This is a genomic window from Ciceribacter ferrooxidans, assembly GCF_004137355.1.
GTDB lineage: Bacteria > Pseudomonadota > Alphaproteobacteria > Rhizobiales > Rhizobiaceae > Allorhizobium > Allorhizobium ferrooxidans.
The window spans coordinates 811,909-831,314 of record NZ_SDVB01000238.1; the positions used below are offsets into that span (position 1 = coordinate 811,909).

Genomic DNA, 19,406 nt, shown 5'->3' on the forward strand with positions numbered 1-19,406 from the left:
AGCCCGCCTGGTGGGGCGGGCTCTCGGGTATTCGGGTGAAGAAGGCCGGTTACTCCGCGGCTTCGGCGTATTCGCTCATCGGCGGGCAGGTGCAGACGAGATTGCGGTCGCCGTAGACGTTGTCGACGCGGTTGACCGGCGACCAGTACTTGTCGACCCGGAAGGCGCCGGGCGGGAAGCAGGCCTGCTCGCGGCTGTAGGGCCGGTTCCACTCGCCGACGAGGTCCTCCACCGTGTGGGGGGCATTCTTCAGCGGGTTGTCGTTGCGGTCCATGCGGCCTTCCTCGACGGCGCGGGCTTCCTCGCGGATCGCCAGCATCGCGTCGCAGAAGCGGTCGATCTCGGCCTTCGTCTCGCTTTCGGTCGGCTCGATCATCAGCGTACCGGCGACCGGCCAGCTCATGGTCGGGGCGTGGAAGCCGCAGTCGATCAGGCGCTTCGCTATGTCGTCGACGGTGGTGCCGGAGGTGTCGGCGAGCGGGCGCGTATCGATGATGCACTCGTGCGCAACACGGCCGCGCTCGGACTTGTAGAGCACCTCGTAGGCACCCTTCAGGCGAGCGGCGATGTAGTTGGCGTTGAGGATCGCCACCTTGGTCGCCTGCGTCAGCCCTTCGCCGCCCATCATCAGGCAGTAGCTCCAGGAGATCGGCAGGATCGAGGGCGAACCGTAAGGTGCCGCCGAAACCGCACCCGAGCGGCCGTCGGTCGCCACATGGCCGGGCAGGTAGGGAGCCAGATGCGCCTTGACGCCGATCGGTCCCATGCCCGGGCCGCCGCCGCCATGCGGAATGCAGAAGGTCTTGTGCAGGTTCAGGTGGCTGACGTCGGAGCCGATGTCGCCGGGGCGGGCGAGACCCACCATGGCGTTCATGTTGGCGCCGTCGAGGTAGACCTGACCGCCGTGCTCGTGGGTGATCCGGCAGATTTCCCGCACCGTCTCCTCGAACACGCCGTGGGTCGAGGGGTAGGTGACCATGCAGCACGACAGCGTGTCGGCATACTGCTCGGCCTTGGCGCGGAAGTCGTCGAGGTCGACGTCGCCGTTCTCCTTCGCCTTCACCGGCACCACCTCCATGCCGGCCATGTGCGCGGAGGCGGGATTGGTGCCGTGCGCGGAGGTCGGGATGAGGCAGACCGTGCGGTGGGCGTCACCGCGGGCGAGGTGATAGTTGCGGATTGTCAGCAGGCCCGCATATTCGCCCTGCGCACCGGAGTTCGGCTGCATGGAGAAGGCGTCGTAGCCGGTGACGGCGCAGAGCTTTTCGGAGAGGTCGTCGATCATCTCCTTGTAGCCGAGGGCCTGGTCGGCCGGCACGAAGGGATGGATGTCGGAAAATTCCGGCCAGGTGATCGGCAGCATTTCCGCCGTCGCGTTGAGCTTCATCGTGCAGGAACCGAGCGGGATCATCGCCCGGTCGAGCGCGAGGTCGCGGTCGGAGAGCCGGCGGATGTAGCGGGTCATCTCGCTTTCCGCGCGGTTCATGTGGAAGATCGGGTGCGTCATGTACTCGCTCTTGCGGAGCAGGTCCTTCGGCAGCCGGTAGCCGGGCTCGAATTCGGCGAGCACGAAATTGCCGCCGAAGGCGCGCCAGACCGCTTCCAGCGTCGCCGGGCGCGTGCGCTCGTCGAGGCTGATCCCGATCTTCGTCTCACCGACCTTGCGCAGGTTGACACCTTCCGCGCGGGCTGCACGCAGCACGAGACCCTGCATGTGGCCGACATCGACGGTGATCGTGTCGAAGAAGGTTTCCGGCTCGACCTTGTAGCCAAGCTTTTCCAGCCCCTTCGCCATCAGGACAGCCTTCTGGTGGACGGCCTGGGCGATCGCCTTGATGCCCTTCGGTCCGTGGAAGACGCCGTACATCGAGGCCATGACGGCAAGCAGCACCTGGGCGGTGCAGATGTTCGACGTCGCCTTCTCGCGGCGGATGTGCTGTTCGCGGGTCTGCAGCGACAGGCGGTAGGCACGGTTGCCGCGGGCGTCGACCGAGACGCCGACCAGGCGGCCGGGCATCGAGCGCTTGTAGGCATCCTTCACCGCCATGTAGGCGGCATGTGGGCCGCCATAGCCGACCGGAACGCCGAAGCGCTGGGTCGAGCCGACGGCGATGTCGGCACCCATTTCGCCGGGGGCCTTCAGGAGCGCCAGTGCCAGCGGATCTGCAGCGACGGCGGCGATTGCGCCGGCGTCGTGGAGCTTGGCGATCAGGCCGGTGAAGTCGTGCACATGGCCGTAGGTGCCGGGATACTGGAAGAGCGCCCCGAAGACCTTCGCCGGGTCGAGGTCGGTGAAGGGATTGCCGACGACGACCTCCCAGCCGAGCGGCGCCGCGCGGGTCTCGATTACCGCGATGGTCTGCGGGTGGCAGTTCTCGTCTACGAAGAAGGCCTTCGCCTTCGACTTGGCGACACGTTCGGCCATGGCCATCGCCTCGGCACCGGCAGTCGCTTCGTCGAGGAGCGAGGCGTTCGCGACGTCGAGACCGGTCAGGTCGCAGATCATCGTCTGGTAGTTGAGGAGCGCTTCGAGGCGACCCTGCGAAATCTCCGGCTGATACGGCGTGTAGGCGGTGTACCAGGCCGGATTTTCGAGGATGTTGCGCTGGATGACCGGCGGGGTGATCGTGCCGTAGTAGCCCTGGCCGATCAGCGAGACCAATGCCTCGTTCTTGTTGGCCGTCTCGCGCAGCTTGTCGAGCGCCTCGCGCTCGGTCATCGGGGCGCCCCAGGTGAGCGGCACCTGCTGGCGGATGGAGCCCGGCACGGTGTCGTCGATCAGCGCGTCGAGGCTCGGGTAACCGATCAGCGCCAGCATCTCCTCCATCTCCGCCGGCGAGGGGCCGATATGGCGGCGGTTGGCGAAGTCATAGGGCTGGTAATCGGTGAACTGGAATTCGGTCGGCGTGCTCATGCGATCAGCTCTTTGTAGGCTGCTTCATCGAGCAGCTTTTCGACGTCGGAGGGGTTGGCGAGCTTCAGCTTGAAGAACCAGCCGGCACCCTGCGGGTCGGAGTTGACGAGCGAGGGATCGTCGACGATCGCCTGGTTGACTTCGGTCACCTCGCCGTCGAGCGGGCAGTAGACTTCGGACGCGGCCTTGACCGATTCGACCGTCGCGGCGTCGCCGCCCTTCTTGAAGCTTGCACCGACGTCCGGAAGCTCGACGAAGACCAGGTCGCCGAGCTGTTCGGCGGCGTGGGTGGTGATGCCGACGACCGCGACGTCGCCCTCGATCTTGAGCCACTCATGTTCTTCGGTGAATTTCAGCATGTGATGTTCCTCTCTTGACGTGTTGGGGAGCGACCCGTCCTCACGCTGGCAGCAGCCGGATGAGGGCGGTCGCGGTCATGGGGTCAGCGCTTGTAGGTCTGCGCGACGAAGGGGAGCGCGGCGACGGTCATCGGCAGGTACTTGCCGCGGACCTCCGCATAGACGGTCGTGCCGACCGCCGCGTGGGAGGAGGGCAGGTAGCCCATGGCGACCGGGCCGCCGGCCGACGGGCCGAAGGTGCCGGACGTGACTTCGCCGATCTCGCTCGTGCCGTTCTCGTCGCTGTAGATCTTCGCATGCGAGCGCACCGGCGCCTTGCCGTCCGGCTTCAGGCCGACGCGGCGGCGGGCAGGGCCATTCTCGAGTTCGGAAAGGATGCGATCTGCACCGGGAAAGCCGCCTTCGCGGGCGCCGCCCTTGCGGCGGGCCTTCTGGATCGCCCATTCGACTGCGCCCTCGACCGGCGAGGTCGTCGTGTCGATGTCGTTGCCGTAGAGGCAGAGCCCGGCTTCGAGGCGGAGCGAATCGCGGGCACCGAGGCCGATGGGGTCGCAGTCGGGATGGGCGAGCAGGGCCTTGGCGAGGTCCGTCGCCCTGTCGGCCGGCACGGAAATCTCGAAGCCGTCCTCGCCGGAATAGCCGGAGCGGGAGACGATGCAGGCAATCCCGGCGATCGTCGCGTCACGCACGTCCATGAACTTCATCGAAGCGACGTCGGGAGAAAGCGAGGCGAGCACGGCCTCGGCCTTCGGCCCCTGAAGGGCCAGCAGGGCGCGATCGAGGAGCTCGACCTTGCAGGTGTCGCCGAGGTTTGCCTTCATGTGCGCAACATCGGCATCCTTGCAGGCGGCGTTGACGACCACCAGCAGGTGATCGCCGCGATTGGTGATCATCAGGTCGTCGAGAATGCCGCCGTTGGTGTCGGTGAAGAAGCCATAGCGCTGGCGACCTGCCTTCAGACCGAGAATGTCGACGGGGACGAGCTTTTCGAGGGCGAGGGCTGCGTCCTCCACGCTGCCGCTCTTGGCGCGCAGGATCACCTGGCCCATGTGCGAGACATCGAAGAGCCCCGCCTTTTCGCGCGTGTGAAGATGTTCCTTGAGGACACCGGCCGGATACTGCACCGGCATGTCATAGCCGGCAAAGGGCACCATCTTGGCGCCGAGCGACAGGTGGAGGTCATAAAGGGGGGTGCGTTTCAGTTGGGCGGTATCCAAGGGGCGCCTCCGGTTTTCGCGCTCGATGCGCTGGCTCAGATCATGGCGCGCGAATGCCCGCCGGTTACATGAGCCCCCTCTGTCCGTTTGCCTGAGATTGTTATCCCTTCGGCGCGCGTCCCGTCAGACGGAACGCTTCTCTCCAGAGTCCAATGGCACCTTGTGGTCCTTTCGCCTGAGAGTTTCCGGGGCGGTTGCTCCTTCGGCACCGGATCGAACCGGCTTCTCCCAACAAGATGGCTTGGCATTATCTGGCAAGGCTGGCCCTTGGCAAGAGGCTTGCGTCGTTGTGAAGCAAATAATTGTCGCTGTCGTTTCCATCCGTCGAGGGAGGTCACGTTGCGGCGGCGGGGTTTGTTCTTGATCAAAGACAGCTGCGGCGTGACGTCCGAATGTGGAGACGGTTGCACAGGGTCGTTGATTCCGGCGCGAAAGACGCTAAGGATGATGCCGCCCGGAGGTAGTGGAATGACGAAAGCGAAGTGGATCGGTGGCGGTTTGGTGCGCATGTTCTGCGCGCTCGCCGTACTGTCGCTCGCCTTTGCACACAAGCCTCCGCAAGTGATGGCGGCGGCGCTCGAAACGGCGTCCTACGTCCTTCCCGACGGCAGCTACGCCGACCTCTGCGTCGGCGACGTGGCCATCAAGCATCCTGCTGTGAGCGGCTTCTGCGAAGCCTGTATTCTCGCCGCGGGAACGCTCCTGCCGGCGCCGCCGGACGAGGGATGGCTGCTCTCCTCCTTCGCAAGCCTCGACAACGAATCGGTCGTGGTCGCGCACTATCCCGGCCCCGAAGCTGTCGAGCGTCCGCGCTCGCGTGCGCCGCCGGTCTTCGCCTGATCTTTCGAGAATTTTCGTCAGAAACAATGCCGCCCTGCGGCGCGTTCCGGTCGCCTCCCATTCTGTTTCGGAGGACCGGTCAGGAGAACAATAATGAAGACCGTCAATTCCCTTCTCGCTTTCGCTGCTGCCGGCCTTGCCGCCGGAGCCGCCTTCGCCCATGCGAGCCTTTCGAACGGCCCGGTCGATCCGGAATCCTATGTCACTGCCGTGCTGCAGGTGCCGCATGGCTGCGACGGCAAGGCGACGAACGAGGTTCAGGTCAAGCTTCCCGAGGGTTTCGTGTTCGCCAAGCCGATGCCGAAGCCCGGTTGGGATCTCGAGGTCATCAAGGGTGACTATCAGAAGGCCTACGACAACCACGGCAAGAAGGTGACGTCCGGGCCGGTCGAGATCCGCTGGAAGAACGGCAGCCTTCCGGATGACAACTTCGATACCTTCGCAATCAACGGCAAGGTGTCCGGGGTCGAGGGCGGCAAGGCGCTTGCCTTCGTCACCACCCAGCTCTGCGGTGCGGACGGAAAGGTCGTCTGGGACCAGGTGCCGGCGGAGGGTGCGGATCCGCATTCCGTGAAATCGCCGGCTCCGCTGCTTCGCGTTGCCGCAGGTGATATGGCGGCGATGCCGGCGGACATGCATGCCGGCCATCACATGGGTGCTCCGGTCGTTCAGGTCGCCAATCCCGGCGGTCAGCAGATGAACGGCGCGATGGCCGGTTCCGGCATGGGTGTCGTCAATCCGGGCGGAATGGAGCCCGCGAAAGTCGGCGACCTCGAACTGACCGCCGGCTTCACCAAGGCCATGCTTCCGGGCCAACCGGTCGGTGGCGGTTTCGTCGTCATCAAGAACACCGGCTCGACCGACGATGTGCTGGTTGCTGCCGCGTCGGACGTTGCCGACCACGTCGAGCTCCATGAAATGGCCATGGAGAACGACGTCATGAAGATGCGGCCGGTCAAGGACGGCATTCCGGTTCCGGCCGGCGAGACGGTCGAACTGAAGCCCGGCGGCCTGCACATGATGTTCATGGGCGTCAAGGAGCCCTTCGTGGAGGGCGGCACGGTCAAGGTGACGCTGACCTTCAAGAATGCCGGCTCCGTCGATCTCGTCCTGCCCGTCGGCCCGGCCGCGCCGAAGAAAATGTAAGCAGGCGCCGGAGCTCAGCTATAAAGGAGCGCCGCGGACGAGGTGTCCGCGGCGCTTTTTGAATCAGTGCCGAAATATCCTCAGGAGGTAGAACCGAGATAGGCGGCGAGCGCTTCCTTGAGCGTCGCCTGCTCATGCTTCGTCTGGCCCGCCGTCAGGAAATGCAGCGACAGCGCCGGCGGCTGCACGACGGTGAGGATTGCACGCAGCCTGAAGTCGTCGCCCTTGGCGGCGCGTTCCGCAAAGACCTGCAATTGCTCCTCGACCAGCGTGCCGCGAGGAACACGCTGGGGCGGTTTGGTTGCTTCCATCGCATAGGCGGCCGTGGTGGCCGACACTGTCACTACCTGGGGCATGGTTGTCACCGGTATCTCTATCCCCGCAGGATACCGCATGCATCTCTACGGACTGCTAAATCCGGCAGGAGCATTTTAGTCAAATTCGATGGACTGCGCGGCGGTCTGTCGAAGCTGCGGCGAAAGGCGTCGAAGGAACCACCCGAAATGGCGCCGGGGCAGGCTTGCAATCGCTCGCCGATCTGTCATTTTGCTTGCAAATTCAGGCGTCCGCTCGCTGATTTCAACGGCGGCAAACGGTAGGTATGCGGTGGCTCTGGCGGGTTGCCGGCAAAGGGACGGAGGGGAAAATGAACATTCTCATTGGCTTTGTCAGCATCGAAGGACAGACGCGCAAGATCGCCGAGAAGATCGCCGAGCATGTCGAGAAGGCAGGTCATCGCGCCGTCTTCTTCAACGTCACTTCCATGGCCGAATATGCGCTGGAGCGGCCGGAGGCGGTGATCCTCTGCGCTCCGATCCACGCCGGGCGCTATCCCGCGCCCTTCGTCGATTTCGTTCGCCGCGAGAGGGATTTTCTGAAATCGGTGCCGAGCGCCTTTGTGTCGGTCTCGCTGTTCATCCGCAGCGAGTTCGAGGAGGAGCGCGAAGAGGCGCGTCATTTCCCCGACACCCTGATGGCCGAGACCGGCTGGACGCCCGGCAGGGTGCTCAATGCCGCAGGTGCACTGCGCTACACCGAATACGACTTCTTCAAGCGCTGGATGGCGAAGCGCCTTGCCGCGCGTGAGGGTGCGCCGACCGATGCCAGCCAGAACTTCGAGTTCACGGACTGGGCCGAGCTCGAGCGTTTCGTCGCCGATTTCCTCGCGGGCGTAAGGGCGTGAGGCGACAGGTCGAATGACAGAGCCCGCCCGGCCGGGCCCGACGAGATGGAAGGCGCAACGTGAACCAGATCATACTCGTAGCCGCCGGTGGTGCGGTCGGCTCGGTCTGCCGCTATCTCGTCGGTGTCGGTCTGCTTCGGCTGGCCGGTCCGGCCTTTCCCTGGGGCACCCTCGCCGTCAACCTTGTCGGCTCGTTCGGTATCGGAATTTTGGCGGAACTGATCGTTGTGCGTTTCGGCGCCTCGGCGGAGATGCGGCTACTGCTGATTACCGGCTTTCTCGGCGGGTTCACGACCTTCTCCGCCTTCGCGCTCGACGCCGTCTCGCTGTTCGAGCGGGGCGAAGCGTTTTCGAGTCTCGTCTATGTTGGCGCGAGCGTGGGTCTTTCGCTGGCGGCCACCGTTGCCGGTATCGGTCTCATGCGCTCAATGCTCTGAGACAGCTTTTAAGCTTCCCTTCGGCAGGCGAAATGCTCTAAAGGCCCTGATGCGCGGCGTTCGGGCCGTGCGGAAATTTGTCGAAAGAGCGGAAATGGCGGGCGTCGAGCATATCAAGGTGGATGCGGACGAGGCCGGAATGCGGCTTGACCGTTGGTTCAAGGTGCACTTCCCGGGCCTCGGTTTCGGTGCGTTGCAGAAGCTTCTGCGATCCGGACAGGTGCGTATCGACGGCGGCCGGGCGAAGAGCGATACGCGCGTTCAGCCGGGCCAGATGATCCGCGTGCCGCCGCTCGACGTCGACGCCAAGGCGAAGACCGGACCGATCGCCGGCAAGGACCTGAAACATTCGGGCGACGGCGAACTTCTCTCGCGCATGCTGCTTTACGAGGACGAAAAGGTTTTCGTGCTCAACAAGCCGGCCGGGCTCGCCGTGCAGGGCGGCTCGGGTGTGACCCGCCACATCGACAAGATGCTCGAGGCCTGGACGAACAAGAAGGGCGAAAAACCGCGTCTCGTCCATCGTATCGACCGCGACACCTCCGGCGTTCTCGTCGTCGCCCGCTCGCGGGGCGCAGCACAGAAGCTGACCGCCGCCTTTCGCGAGCGCGACACCCACAAGATCTACTGGTCGCTGGTCAAGGGCGTGCCGCGCAAGCACGAGGACAAGATCTCGACCTGGCTCGTCAAGGAGCAGACCCCCGACGGCGATCGCATGCGTGTCGCCAAGCACGGCGAGGAGGGGGCGGACCACGCCGTCTCCTATTACCGGGTGATCGACACCGCCGCCCAGAACCTCGCCTGGCTTGAAATGGAGCCATACACCGGGCGCACCCATCAGCTCCGCGTCCATGCGCTCTATATGGGACATCCGATCATCGGCGATCCGAAATACTTCATCGACGATCCGAACTGGGATTTCCCGGGCGGCATCCAGAAGCGGCTGCATCTCCATGCCCGTTCCATCGACATTCCGCATCCTTCCGGCGGGCGGCTGAAGGTCACCGCGCCGCTGCCGCCGCACATGGTGCAGAGCTGGAACCTGCTCGGCTTCGACGAGGCCGACGGAGCGAGGGACGAGGAATGAAGCTCGTCCTCTTCGATTGCGACGGCACGCTCGTCGACAGTGTCGGCCTCATCCACGCGGTTATGACACGCACCTTCCTTCATTTCGGCCATGCCGCGCCGGATGTCGAACACACCAAGGCGATCATCGGCCTGAGCCTCGATCTCGCGATCGCCACCATGCAGGGCAAACCGGACGTCGACCACGAGGCGGGAGCGATGGCGCTCTACTACAAGGCGGTTTTCGCCGAGGTGCGCGTCGAGCAAGGCTTCGAGGAGCCGCTCTATGACGGGATTGCCGAGGTGATCGCGGCGATGGTTCGCCGTGACGACCTCTTGATCGGAGCGGTGACCGGCAAGTCCCGCCGCGGCCTCGACGGCGTGCTTGAAACCCATGGGTTGAAGCCCCATTTCGTCGTTTCACGGACGGCGGACGAATGTCCGTCGAAACCCAATCCGGCCATGGTCCTGGAGTGCTGCCGCGAAACCGGCATGGATGCGCGGGATGCGGTCGTGATCGGCGACGCGATCTACGACATGCAGATGGGCAAGGCCGCGGGCGCCCGGGCGATCGGCGTCTCCTGGGGCTATTCGACGACCGCCGCCCTGCTGCTTGCGGGCGCCGACGCCGTCGTCGACCACCCAGCTGACCTTCTGGCCCATGTCATGAAAGGAACCGTCGATGCGTGACCTTCTCAGCGATTTCGGCCCCGAGCCGAGCGATCCGGACCCGGTGCGCCGGGCGCAGATCCAGATGCAGCGGCCGCAGGCCAAGCGCTTCTACATCGAAGTCGGCACGCGGAGCGAGGATGATGGTGTCGCCGTCGTGCTCGACGGACGCGGTGTGAAGACGCCGGCGAAACGTGCGCTACGGCTGCCGACGGCCGAGGCCGCCGAACTCGTCGCTTCGGAGTGGCGCGCACAGGGCGAGACGATAGACCCGGCGACGATGCCGACGACCCGGCTTGCCAATACCGCGATCGACGCCGTCGCCGATCAGGTCGATGCCGTGTTCGAGGACATCGTGCGCTACGCCGGCAACGACCTGCTCTGCTACCACGCGGAATCGCCGCAGGAACTCGTCGAACGCCAGGCGCGACAGTGGGGACGGGTGATCGACTGGGTGGCTTCCGCCCACGGTGCCCGCTTCGTTCTCGCCGCCGGCATTGTCCACCAGGCGCAGCCGCAGGTGGCGATCGATGCTTTCGCCAAGGCGCTCGACGCCTATCGGACGCCGTTCGAGCTCGCGGCGCTGCACGTGGTGACGACGCTGACCGGCTCGGCGATCCTGACGCTCGCCTTCGCCGAAGGCTTTCTTTCCGCTCCCGAGGTCTGGGCGCTCGCCCATCTCGACGAGGACTGGACGGAGGAGCATTGGGGCGTCGACGAGGAGGCGCGGGCGCGCCGGGCCAAGCGCTTCGAGGAAATGGACGCCGCGGCGCGCCTATTCCGGGCGGTGCGGGCAGCCGCTTAACGCGGCGCTAACCATAATGGTGACAGGCTCTCCGAACCGAATCGGGGTCGGATCAGCCTGTCATGTTTCTGCGGTTCTGCCATGCCGCCATCGCGCTTCTCCTTTCCGTGCTGCTGTCGTCGTGCGGCATGGCCGGGGCGGGCTTCTTCACGCCGCGCAAGGTCTACGATGTCCGCGACCTGACGGTGCTCGCCGATGTCCGGGTGCCGAAGGCGGTGATCATCGGCACCGACAGCCGCATTGCCGCAGCGATTGCTGCAACAGTGCCACGGCCGGAGGCACCGCCGGTGGTTCTCTCGGTGCGGATCGGCTCCTACCGGCCGGACATTTCTCCGCTCAACCGCCGCAGCGAGGCGACGGTGACAGTAACGGCCGTTTCGGTCATCGACGGTTCTCCTGTCGCGATTGCGACCTTCCCGGTGACGAGTGGAACGGAAAATCCGGATTTCGAGGCGGAGGCGCTCGCCGAGGCGGCCGCCGCGCGCATCCGCTCGCTCTTCGTCTTGAGCATGCCGTCGGCACGTCAGTGAGGGGCTGCGGGACGGCTTGCCGGCGTCCCGTTCGAATTGACTTCACCGTCGCTTGCGCCTAAGCAGTTTCTCATTCGGATGGTTTCCGCGTCGTCGATACGGGGCGGAACGAAAAAGGGAATGCGACGGTGGGGACCCAAGCCGGGCCTGCCAATCGCAGCCGACCCCGCGACTGTAGAGCGGTGAGGGTCCTTCATCCGGCGAACCGGAATATCCGCGACGGGTCCGCAAGGGGCGGACGGCGGGTTCTTCGGGGAAACCGGAAAAGCCACTGGAGTGGCGACACGAACAGCCGGGGCCGGGACGCCTCTATTTCTACGAATCGTCCGCCCTTCGTGTCGCCTCGAAGCTCCGGGAAGGTGAGAGAGACCCGCTGGCGCCAGGCGCCTCAACCGCGAGCCAGGAGACCTGCCACCCGTGCCGGGCTTTGAAAGCCCATCCTGGGGAAAAATCCCCGTTGCCAGCACGGAGGTTGTCGTGGCGACATCTTGTGACGGCGGGATCGTGCGATCCCGCATTTCCACATCCCTTCCGCCGGGCCGCGTGCCCGGCCTCTTCCTATGCCCGTCCTTCCGGCGCTCTGCCGCGGAGGTCAGCCCTTGAGCGCGGCTGCCGGCCATTGCGTGTTCGTGCTCGGCGGCGCCCGTTCGGGCAAGTCGCGGCACGCGGAGGCGCTTGCCGAGGCGAGCGGGCTCGAACGCCACTATGTCGCAACGGGACGCGCCTTCGACGACGAAATGCGCGAACGCATTGCCCTGCATCGCGAAAGCCGCGGCGGGCGGTGGGCGACCCATGAGGAGGCGGTGGACCTCGCCGACCTTCTCCGGCGCATCGACGCGCCGGGCCGTGTCGTGCTCGTCGACTGCCTGACGCTCTGGGTCACGAACCTGATGCTGGACGAACGCGATGTCGCCGCCGAAAGCGCGCGCCTCGTCTCGGTCCTGCCGACGCTCCAGGCGCGGCTCGTCCTCGTCTCGAACGAAGTCGGGCTCGGCATCGTGCCGGAAAACCGCATGGCGCGCGAATTCCGCGACCATGCCGGACGGCTCCACCAGATGGTCGCGGCGGTCGCGACCGAAGTCTATTTCGTCGCGGCGGGACTGCCGCTGAAAATGAAGGGTTGAACCATGCTGCAGCAGAAGATCCCGGCAACTGTCATCACCGGCTTCCTCGGCGCCGGAAAGACGACGATCATCCGCAACATGCTGATGAATGCCAACGGCAAGAAGATCGCGCTCATCATCAACGAATTCGGCGACCTCGGCGTCGACGGCGAGGTGCTGAAGGGCTGCGGCGCCGACAATTGCAGCGAGGACGACATCATCGAGCTCACCAATGGCTGCATCTGCTGCACGGTGGCCGATGATTTCGTGCCGACCATGCAGAAGCTGCTCGAACGCGACGAGCGGCCGGATCACATCGTCATCGAGACCTCCGGTCTCGCCCTGCCGCAGCCGCTGGTCGCCGCCTTCAACTGGCCGGACATCCGCACCCGCGTGACGGTCGACGGCGTCGTGACCGTGGTCGACAGTGCCGCGGTGGCGGCGGGTCGTTTCGCCGACGACCACGACCGGGTCGACGCAATGCGCGAGCAGGATGCCTCGCTCGACCACGACAGCCCGCTCGAGGAACTCTTCGAGGACCAGCTCACCTGCGCCGATCTGATCGTCCTCAACAAGACCGATCTGCTGGACGGCGACGGGATCGCCGCGGTCCGCTCCGAGGTTGCGGGACGCATCAACCGCAAGCCGACGCTGGTCGAGGCGAGGAACGGCGAGGTTCCGGCGATCGTGCTCCTCGGCCTCGGCGCCGGCTCCGAGGCCGATATCGAAAACCGCAAGTCGCACCACGAGCTGGAGCACGAGGCAGCTCACGCCTCGGGCGAGGGACACGACCACCTGCACCATCACGACCACGACGAGTTCGAGAGCTTTGCGCTGCGACTTCCGGCGATCACCGATCCGGCCGCCTTCGTCGAGCGGCTGAGAGCCGTCATCGAGGCGCATGACATCCTGCGGCTCAAGGGCTTCGTCGATGTGCCCGGCAAGCCGATGCGGCTCGTCGTCCAGGCGGTCGGCTCGCGCATCGACACCTATTTCGACCGGCCCTGGGCGACCGGCGAGAAGCGCGAGACCCGCCTCGTCGTCATCGGCCTGCACGACTGGGATTTCGCCGCCGTGGTCGAGGCGGTCGAGAAGGCGGCCTGAGGACCGGTTGAGCCCATGAATTCGTCGATCACCCCCCTCTGGCCTGCCGGCCATCTCCCCCTCAAGGGGGGAGATCACCATGCGGCGACGCTCGGTCATTCTGTTAGCATTACAGAGGGTCGGTTGGTTGAAGCACGGGTCAAAAGGGGTTGCCGCGAGGCGCGACTTGGCCGCTTCCGATCTCCCCCCTTGAGGGGGAGATGGCCGGCAGGCCAGAGGGGGGTGATGTCAATGCGACACCCCCCGATACGAGCTCTTGGGGAAGCGACGCGGCCATGCATCTTCTCCTAGCCCAGAAAGGCTCGATCAGCGACGGCGAGGAGGCGATCGACCTCGGCCAGAGCGCCGGCGACATCGTCTTCCTGACGGCGGCCGACACCGAGCTTTCGGCGATCGCCGCGGCGGTGCGGGCGCGCGGTGAGGACGGCGCCCGATGGCGTCTCGCGAGCCTGATGGCGCTGAAACATCCGATGTCGGTCGACACTTACGTCGAGCGGACCGCACGCCACTCCCGGCTGATCGTGGTCAGGGCGCTCGGCGGCGCGAGCTATTTCCAGTATGCGCTGGAGGCACTGCACGCGGCGGCACAACGGTCGGGCGCGACGATCGCCGTGCTTCCGGGTGACGACAAGCCGGACGAGGGGCTTTCGAGCTTTTCCAATCTTCCCGCGGAGGATCTCGCATCGCTCTGGGCCTACCTGATCGAGGGCGGTGACGCCAATGCCGGCGGCTTCGTCGCCTATGCCGAGGCGCTCGTTGCCGGGACCGAAAAGCCCGAGCCGGCGCGACCGCTGCTCAAGGCCGGAATCTGGTGGCCGGGTCGCGGCGTGATCGGCGTCGAGGAATGGAGGCGGTGTAGCGGTTTTGTCCAAGCATCGATGCCCGTCGTCGCCGTCTGCTTCTACCGCGCGCTCGTCCAGAGCGGCGAGACGAAACCGGTGGAGGCGCTGATCGAGGCTCTCGCGACCGAAGGGCTTGCCGCATTGCCGGTCTTCGTCTCGAGCCTGAAGGATGCCGTCTCCGTCGATACCCTCAGGGCAATCTTTGCCGAGGCGTCGCCCGCGGTGGTGATCAATGCGACGGGCTTCGCCGTATCCGCGCCGGGGGCCGAGCGCCGGGCGACCGTGCTCGACGAGGGCGGGGCCGTCGTCCTGCAGGCGATCTTTTCGGCTTCCGCGAAGGAGGCATGGCAGGCGTCGAGCCAGGGTCTTTCGGCACGCGATCTCGCCATGAACGTGGCACTGCCCGAAGTCGACGGACGGGTGCTCGCCCGTGCCGTCTCGTTCAAGTCGGCGGCCCGCTTCGACGAGCGCGTCGAGGCGAACATCGTCACCCACGAACCGGAGCCGGGGCGGACGGCCTTCGTCGCGGCGCTCGCCGCCCGCTGGGCGCGTCTCAGGCAGACGCCGGCGGCCGGGCGGCGGGTCGCGCTTATCATGGCGAACTACCCGAACCGCGACGGCCGTCTCGGCAACGGCGTTGGCCTCGATACACCGGCCGGAACGATCGAGGTGCTGCGCGCCATGGAGAAGGCCGGCTACGCGGTCGGCCATGTGCCGGAGAACGGCGACGCCTTGATGGCGCATCTGATGGCCGGTCCGACGAATGCCGCGAATGACGGTCGGGAAATCCGCGAAACGATTTCGCTCAATCAGTACAAGGCCTTCTTCGAAAAGCTTCCGAAAGCGATTCAGGAAGAGGTCACGGGGCGCTGGGGCGCGCCGGAGAGCGATCCCTTCTTCATCGACGGGCGGTTCGCGCTGCCGCTGTCACGCTTCGGCAATCTGCTCGTCGGCATCCAGCCGGCCCGCGGCTACAACATCGATCCGAAGGAGAGCTATCACTCTCCGGACCTCGTGCCGCCGCACGGCTATCTCGCCTTCTATGCGCATCTGAGGACTGTTTTCGACGCCCATGCGGTGGTCCATATGGGCAAGCACGGCAACCTCGAATGGCTGCCAGGCAAGGCGCTGGCGCTGTCGGAGACCTGCTATCCAGAGGCGGTGTTCGGCCCCTTGCCACATCTCTATCCCTTCATCGTCAACGATCCGGGCGAGGGTACGCAGGCGAAGCGGCGGACCTCGGCCGTCATCATCGACCACCTGACGCCACCGCTGACGCGCGCCGAAAGCTATGGGCCGCTGAAGGATCTGGAAGCGCTCGTCGACGAATATTACGAGGCTTCGGGCGGCGATCCCCGACGCCTGAAGCTGCTGAAGAAGCAGATCCTCGATCTCGTCGCCGACATCGGGCTCGACGAGGATGCCGGGATCGCCAAGGGCGAGGCGGAGGAAAGCGCGCTCGAAAAACTCGACGCCTATCTCTGCGATCTCAAGGAAATGCAGATCCGCGACGGCCTGCACATTTTCGGCCTTGCGCCGGAGGGCCGGCTCCTGACCGACCTGACCGTCGCGCTGGCCCGCGTGCCGCGGGGCCTCGGCGAGGGCGGTGACCAGAGCCTTCAGCGGGCGATTGCCAAGGATATACTTGAAAGAGAAGCCCCCTCCCCAACCCCTCCCCACAAGGGGGAGGGGCTTCCGCTTGCGCCCGACGCTTCCGTCGAACGCCAAGGCCAGTCGCGGTTGCTCTCCCCCCTTGTGGGAGAGATGGCCGGCAGGCCAGAGGGGGATTTTTCGCACAAGCAGGCCGTCTTCGATCCCCTTGATTGCGTGATGTCCGATCCCTGGAACGGACCGCGGCCGGCGATCCTCGCCGAGGTCGACGGCCAGCCATGGCGTACGAAGGGAGACACCGTCGAACGCATCGAACTGCTCGCAGCAAGGCTTGTCGCGGGCGAGGCGACGTGTCCCGAAACGTGGGGCCGGACCCGCGCCGTGCTCGACGAGATCGAAACACGGCTGAAGCCGTCGGTCGTCGCCTGCGGTCCGGCCGAGATCGCGGGTCTTCTCGCTGGTCTCGACGGCCGCTTCGTGCCGCCCGGTTCCTCCGGTGCGCCGACGCGCGGACGACCGGACGTGCTGCCGACGGGCCGCAATTTCTACTCGGTCGACAGCCGCGCGGTGCCGACGCCGGCAGCCTATGAGCTCGGCAAGAAATCCGCCGAGCTGCTGATCGCCCGCTACGTGCAGGACCACGGCGAGTGGCCGACCTCCTTCGGTCTGACCGCCTGGGGCACGTCCAACATGCGCACGGGCGGCGACGACATCGCCCAGGCGTTGGCGCTCCTCGGCGTCAAGCCGCTCTGGGATATGGCGTCCCGCCGCGTCACCGGCTTCGAGATCGTTCCGCAGGCCATTCTCGGACGGCCGCGTGTCGATGTGACGCTCAGGATTTCCGGATTCTTCCGCGATGCCTTTCCCGAACAGATCGCCCTTTTCGACCGCGCAGTCCGCGCCGTCGGCGCCCTCGACGAGGACGAGGCCGACAACCCGGTCGCCGCCCGCATGCGCGACGAGGTCGCGCGGCTGCGCGAAGCGGGGATGGACGAGGCCGCTGCCGCCCGCCGGGCGGGTTACCGGGTCTTCGGTTCCAAGCCCGGCGCCTATGGCGCGGGCCTGCAGGCGCTGATCGACGAGAAGGGCTGGGAGCGCCGCGTTGATCTCGCTGAAGCCTATCTTGTCTGGGGCGGTTATGCCTATGGTGCCGGGGAGGAAGGCAAGGCCGAACGCGGGCTCTTCGAGGAGCGGCTGCGATCGGTGCAGGCGGTGGTGCAGAACCAGGACAATCGCGAGCACGACCTTCTCGACAGCGACGACTACTACCAGTTCGAGGGCGGCATGACCGCGGCGGTCGAGCATGTTTCGGGCCATCGGCCGAGCGTTTATCACAACGACCATTCCCGCCCGGAGCGGCCGGTCGTGCGCTCGCTCGAGGAGGAGATCGGCCGTGTCGTGCGGGCGCGCGTCGTCAACCCGAAGTGGATCGAGGGCGTCATGCGCCACGGCTACAAGGGTGCCTTCGAGATCGCCGCTACGGTCGATTACATGTTCGCCTTTTCAGCCACGACCGGTGCGGTCCGCGACCATCATTTCGAGGCCGTCTACCGGGCCTTCGTCCTCGACGAGCGGGTGCGTGACTTCATGGCGGAGAAGAACCCGGCGGCGATCGAGGAAATGTCGGCACGCCTGATCGAGGCGATCGACCGCGGGTTGTGGACGCCGAAGAGCAATTCGGCGATGTTCGACCTCTCGCGGCTCGCCGGCGGTAAGCACTGAAATTACATCTGGAGGATGACACCATGACTGACGAGCTTTCCGGCGCCTCGCCTGAGGATCTTGCCCGCCATGCGGAGAAGATGGCCAAGAAGAAGGCCGCGCGCGACAAGATCATGGCCACCAAGACCGACGAGAAGGGGCTGATCATCGTTCATACGGGCAAGGGCAAGGGCAAGTCGTCCGCCGCCTTCGGTATGATCTTCCGCCATATCGCGCACGGGAAGAAGTGTGCGGTCGTTCAGTTCATCAAGGGCGCCATGTCGACCGGCGAGCGCGACCTGATCCTGAAACACTTCTCCGATATTTGCGAATTCCATACCATGGGCGAGGGCTTTACCTGGGAGACGCAGGACAAGGCGCGCGACATCGCGATGGCGAAGGCCGCCTGGGAGAAGGCCAAGGAGCTGATCCGTGATCCCGCCAATTCCATGGTGCTGCTCGACGAGATCAACATCGCCATCCGCTATGACTACATCGACATCGGCGAGGTCGTGGAGTTCCTGAAAACCGAGAAGCCGGAGATGACCCACGTCGTGCTGACCGGCCGCAACGCCAAGGATGAACTGATCGAGATCGCCGATCTCGTGACCGAGATGGAGCTCGTCAAGCATCCGTTCCGTTCCGGCATCAAGGCACAGATCGGCGTCGAGTTCTGAGCCCGGGCCGCCGCTACTCGCGGTCGCCCGGCTGAACGGGCAGCGCCTTCAGGATCTCCGCCGTCCGTGCATCGGCTGGAAAGAAGGATTCGATCGCCAGTTCCGACAGCGTGATGTCGAGCGGCGTGCCGAACACCGTCGTCGTCGACAGGAACGACAGTACCCCGGCCGCAGTTTCGATCTGCAGCGGGACGGCGATGTCCCCAAGGTCTTGCGTTTCCTCGGCCGCCGCATGCGCCGCTGTCGCAGGCCGGGGCAGGGCCATCAACTCGTCGAGAAGATCGCGGAGCACGGGATCACCGCTTGCGGCGATCTGTTGCTGCAGCCGTTCGAGCAGATGGTTGCGCCAGACGGCGAAATTGACGATCCGTCGGGCGAGGCCGTCCGGATGCAGGCTGAGACGCAGCACGTTGACGGGCGGCGCAAGCAGGCTCTCGTCCTCGACGCCGGCGAGCAGGGGGCCGAGAGCTGCGTTGGCTGAAACGAGCGTCCAGTGGCGGTCGACCGCGAGCGCCGGGAATGGTTCGTGCCCTTTCAGGATCATGTCGATGGCCTGCCGCGCTGCGACGAGCGCCGGGTCGTCGAGCGATCTCTGCGCGAAGACGGGTGCGTAGCCGGCGGCGATCAGGATCGGGTTGCGCTCGCGCAGCGGCACGCCGAGCCGCTCGGTCAGGTGCAGCAGCAGGTCGCGGCTCGGTGCCGCGCGCCCGCTTTCGATGAAGCTCAGGTGTCGCTGCGAGATTTCGGCATCGAGCGCAAGATCCAGCTGGCTCAAATGGCGGCGGCGCCGCCATTCTCGCAGGATGTCGCCGAGGCTCGCGGCGGTCATGCGGCCGCCGGAACCTTGTCGAGGAAGCCGTGAACCTCTTTCAGTCGGCCGTCCTCGATGATCGCGAAGTCCGTTCCCTGGATCATGTCATCGTTGTCGGCGGGGCCCAGCTTCCAGGAAAAGCGCAGACGGTCGCCATAGCCGTCCGCCGAGACGAGGGCGAAGCGGAAGCCGGGAAAACGGGCCTGAACGGCACTGACCAGCCCTTCGATTTCCGCATGGCCTTCACCGGACATCAGCGGGTCGACGTAGGTCGCGTCTTCCAGCCAGCTCTCCCGGATCAGCGTGCGGCGCCGGGTGGCGTCGGTCTCGTTCCAGACGGCGATGTAGCGTTCGGCGATCGTGTTTGCGTTGTCCATGATCTTTGCTCCTTG

General features: G+C 65.6%; 18 protein-coding genes and 2 riboswitches. Of the genes, 12 read left to right on the forward strand and 6 right to left on the reverse strand.

The genetic code is table 11. From position 1 onward, the window contains the following. Nucleotides 1–49: 49 nt before the first annotated feature. The 3 genes from gcvP to gcvT all read right to left on the reverse strand — a co-directional run bounded on the left by gcvP (nucleotide 50) and on the right by gcvT (nucleotide 4,490). A complete protein-coding gene (gene gcvP / locus EUU22_RS14860) occupies nucleotides 50–2,914 on the reverse strand; it encodes an aminomethyl-transferring glycine dehydrogenase (protein ID WP_129332736.1) in 2,865 nt (954 codons plus the stop codon). Continuing rightward, nucleotides 2,911–3,273, reverse strand: a complete 363-nt coding sequence (gene gcvH, locus EUU22_RS14865; RefSeq protein ID WP_129332737.1) for a glycine cleavage system protein GcvH — start codon at nucleotides 3,271–3,273, stop codon at nucleotides 2,911–2,913. The genes gcvP and gcvH overlap by 4 nt, the downstream gene beginning before the upstream one ends. 83 nt (nucleotides 3,274–3,356) lie before the next feature. Further along, on the reverse strand, nucleotides 3,357–4,490 hold the full coding sequence (gene gcvT, locus EUU22_RS14870; RefSeq protein WP_129332738.1) for a glycine cleavage system aminomethyltransferase GcvT: 1,134 nt from the start codon (nucleotides 4,488–4,490) through the stop codon (nucleotides 3,357–3,359). A 153-nt stretch (nucleotides 4,491–4,643) separates the two neighbouring features. Further along, nucleotides 4,644–4,732: riboswitch (glycine riboswitch) on the reverse strand. A gap of 226 nt (nucleotides 4,733–4,958) precedes the next feature. Between gcvT and EUU22_RS14875 the strand changes: the two genes are divergently transcribed. Together EUU22_RS14875 and EUU22_RS14880 are read left to right on the forward strand one after the other, a co-directional pair. Next, nucleotides 4,959–5,330 carry a hypothetical protein gene (locus EUU22_RS14875; RefSeq protein WP_129332739.1) on the forward strand — a complete coding sequence of 124 codons (372 nt, stop codon included), beginning with the start codon at nucleotides 4,959–4,961 and terminating at the stop codon, nucleotides 5,328–5,330. Nucleotides 5,331–5,423: 93 nt separating this feature from the next. Next, nucleotides 5,424–6,476 (forward strand): copper chaperone PCu(A)C domain-containing protein, encoded by a 1,053-nt coding sequence (locus EUU22_RS14880; RefSeq protein ID WP_129332740.1) that lies wholly within the window; start codon nucleotides 5,424–5,426, stop codon nucleotides 6,474–6,476. An 80-nt stretch (nucleotides 6,477–6,556) separates the two neighbouring features. Here EUU22_RS14880 and EUU22_RS14885 read toward each other — a convergent pair whose 3' ends face one another. Further along, nucleotides 6,557–6,832 carry a hypothetical protein gene (locus EUU22_RS14885; protein WP_129332741.1) on the reverse strand — a complete coding sequence of 92 codons (276 nt, stop codon included), beginning with the start codon at nucleotides 6,830–6,832 and terminating at the stop codon, nucleotides 6,557–6,559. A gap of 290 nt (nucleotides 6,833–7,122) precedes the next feature. On the opposite strand from EUU22_RS14885, the gene EUU22_RS14890 reads away from it, so the two are divergent. The 10 genes from EUU22_RS14890 to cobO all read left to right on the forward strand — a co-directional run bounded on the left by EUU22_RS14890 (nucleotide 7,123) and on the right by cobO (nucleotide 18,203). Next, nucleotides 7,123–7,659, forward strand: a complete 537-nt coding sequence (locus EUU22_RS14890; protein WP_129332742.1) for a flavodoxin domain-containing protein — start codon at nucleotides 7,123–7,125, stop codon at nucleotides 7,657–7,659. Nucleotides 7,660–7,718: 59 nt separating this feature from the next. Beyond that, nucleotides 7,719–8,096: a fluoride efflux transporter CrcB gene (crcB, locus tag EUU22_RS14895; protein WP_129332743.1), complete on the forward strand. Its 378-nt coding sequence runs from the start codon at nucleotides 7,719–7,721 to the stop codon at nucleotides 8,094–8,096. A 94-nt stretch (nucleotides 8,097–8,190) separates the two neighbouring features. Beyond that, a complete protein-coding gene (locus tag EUU22_RS14900) occupies nucleotides 8,191–9,183 on the forward strand; it encodes an RluA family pseudouridine synthase (protein WP_129332744.1) in 993 nt (330 codons plus the stop codon). Further along, on the forward strand, nucleotides 9,180–9,851 hold the full coding sequence (locus tag EUU22_RS14905) for an HAD-IA family hydrolase (RefSeq protein ID WP_129332745.1): 672 nt from the start codon (nucleotides 9,180–9,182) through the stop codon (nucleotides 9,849–9,851). Before EUU22_RS14900 ends, EUU22_RS14905 begins: the two co-directional genes overlap by 4 nt. Further along, on the forward strand, nucleotides 9,844–10,635 hold the full coding sequence (locus tag EUU22_RS14910) for an ATP12 family chaperone protein (RefSeq protein WP_129332746.1): 792 nt from the start codon (nucleotides 9,844–9,846) through the stop codon (nucleotides 10,633–10,635). The genes EUU22_RS14905 and EUU22_RS14910 overlap by 8 nt, the downstream gene beginning before the upstream one ends. Nucleotides 10,636–10,697: 62 nt before the next feature. Further along, nucleotides 10,698–11,165, forward strand: coding sequence for a hypothetical protein (locus tag EUU22_RS14915; protein WP_129332747.1), 468 nt, complete (start codon nucleotides 10,698–10,700; stop codon nucleotides 11,163–11,165). Between the two features lie 62 nt (nucleotides 11,166–11,227). Next, nucleotides 11,228–11,595, forward strand: a riboswitch (cobalamin riboswitch). A gap of 169 nt (nucleotides 11,596–11,764) precedes the next feature. Next, nucleotides 11,765–12,289 (forward strand): bifunctional adenosylcobinamide kinase/adenosylcobinamide-phosphate guanylyltransferase, encoded by a 525-nt coding sequence (cobU, locus tag EUU22_RS14920; RefSeq protein ID WP_245485051.1) that lies wholly within the window; start codon nucleotides 11,765–11,767, stop codon nucleotides 12,287–12,289. 3 nt (nucleotides 12,290–12,292) lie between these two features. Continuing rightward, nucleotides 12,293–13,372, forward strand: a complete 1,080-nt coding sequence (cobW, locus tag EUU22_RS14925) for a cobalamin biosynthesis protein CobW (protein ID WP_129332749.1) — start codon at nucleotides 12,293–12,295, stop codon at nucleotides 13,370–13,372. A gap of 275 nt (nucleotides 13,373–13,647) precedes the next feature. Further along, nucleotides 13,648–17,547, forward strand: a complete 3,900-nt coding sequence (gene cobN, locus EUU22_RS14935; protein WP_129332750.1) for a cobaltochelatase subunit CobN — start codon at nucleotides 13,648–13,650, stop codon at nucleotides 17,545–17,547. A gap of 23 nt (nucleotides 17,548–17,570) precedes the next feature. Then, nucleotides 17,571–18,203 carry a cob(I)yrinic acid a,c-diamide adenosyltransferase gene (cobO, locus tag EUU22_RS14940; protein ID WP_129332751.1) on the forward strand — a complete coding sequence of 211 codons (633 nt, stop codon included), beginning with the start codon at nucleotides 17,571–17,573 and terminating at the stop codon, nucleotides 18,201–18,203. A 13-nt stretch (nucleotides 18,204–18,216) separates the two neighbouring features. Here cobO and EUU22_RS14945 read toward each other — a convergent pair whose 3' ends face one another. Further along, nucleotides 18,217–19,032, reverse strand: a complete 816-nt coding sequence (locus tag EUU22_RS14945; RefSeq protein ID WP_129332752.1) for a helix-turn-helix domain-containing protein — start codon at nucleotides 19,030–19,032, stop codon at nucleotides 18,217–18,219. Continuing rightward, the gene (locus EUU22_RS14950; protein WP_129332753.1) at nucleotides 19,029–19,391 is read right to left on the reverse strand and encodes a nuclear transport factor 2 family protein; all 363 of its coding nucleotides are present in this window, start codon (nucleotides 19,389–19,391) and stop codon (nucleotides 19,029–19,031) included. The genes EUU22_RS14945 and EUU22_RS14950 overlap by 4 nt, the downstream gene beginning before the upstream one ends. Between the last annotated feature and the right edge of the window lie 15 nt (nucleotides 19,392–19,406).